Source organism: Paenibacillus vulneris (assembly GCF_039543185.1).
GTDB classification, from domain to species: Bacteria; Bacillota; Bacilli; order Paenibacillales; family NBRC-103111; genus Paenibacillus_S; species Paenibacillus_S vulneris.
Map to the genome: position 1 here is coordinate 1 of NZ_BAABJG010000033.1, position 726 is coordinate 726.

1 protein-coding gene and 1 pseudogene are annotated in these 726 nt (G+C 53.6%); both read right to left on the reverse strand.

Translation table 11 applies throughout. From position 1 onward, the window contains the following. Positions 1-215: pseudogene (locus ABEA66_RS27120) on the reverse strand (hypothetical protein); the annotation flags it as partial. 31 nt (positions 216-246) lie between these two features. Beyond that, a complete protein-coding gene (locus ABEA66_RS27125) occupies positions 247-678 on the reverse strand; it encodes a hypothetical protein (RefSeq protein ID WP_345592493.1) in 432 nt (143 codons plus the stop codon). Positions 679-726: the final 48 nt, after the last annotated feature.

Sequence of the window (726 nt, forward strand, 5' to 3'; positions counted from 1 at the left end):
ATAAGAACGTTCAGTTGGACAACGCCCTCTTGCCGTGCCGCTGTCCGTAACGCTCTCTGTAACGCAACATGAGCACAATAACTTTCGTCAAACCGCCTCTCACCGTGCGTAAAGTAAACATCGCTTGCTTTAACGCCCTCATAGTTCACGAGCAACCAAGCATAGACCGCCCCCCGATCATCCGCAGCGCTTGCGATATATAGCGTGTAGTTCATAAATGTACGTCCCCCCTCTCTATTACAACGTTTAAACGGCCGCTATAACCGTACTCCCGCGCTCGATCGCATCGTTGGTTATCCTCAACAGGTCCGGGACGACGCGGTAAAGACGCGGTTTATGGCTCAACTTAACCTCTATCCCGCGACCGGCCGCCAGCAGTCCGATTTCCTTTTCGAGCGACCTCTTACGCATAAATGAACCCGATGAGCTCCGGATAATAATTAGCTTTGTACCTGGTCGTGCTGTCTGGACGATATCCGCAGCTACTACGGGTACTGACTGCCGAATTGAGCCGGCCGCTACGTCGTATAAGCCGCTGATTACAGCGTAGGGCCCATAGCTTACATGAACGTCATCTATCCGGCTCCGCGTTGATAGCTGGACACCGACGGCAACTTTTCCGGAGTCTAGCCGGTGAAAAGCGCAGTCGGCGTACGTGACTTCGTAGTCCGCGAACATACGGATTAGCCCTCGTGGATGACGTAGACGTTAGTAGCGCGCAAGCCC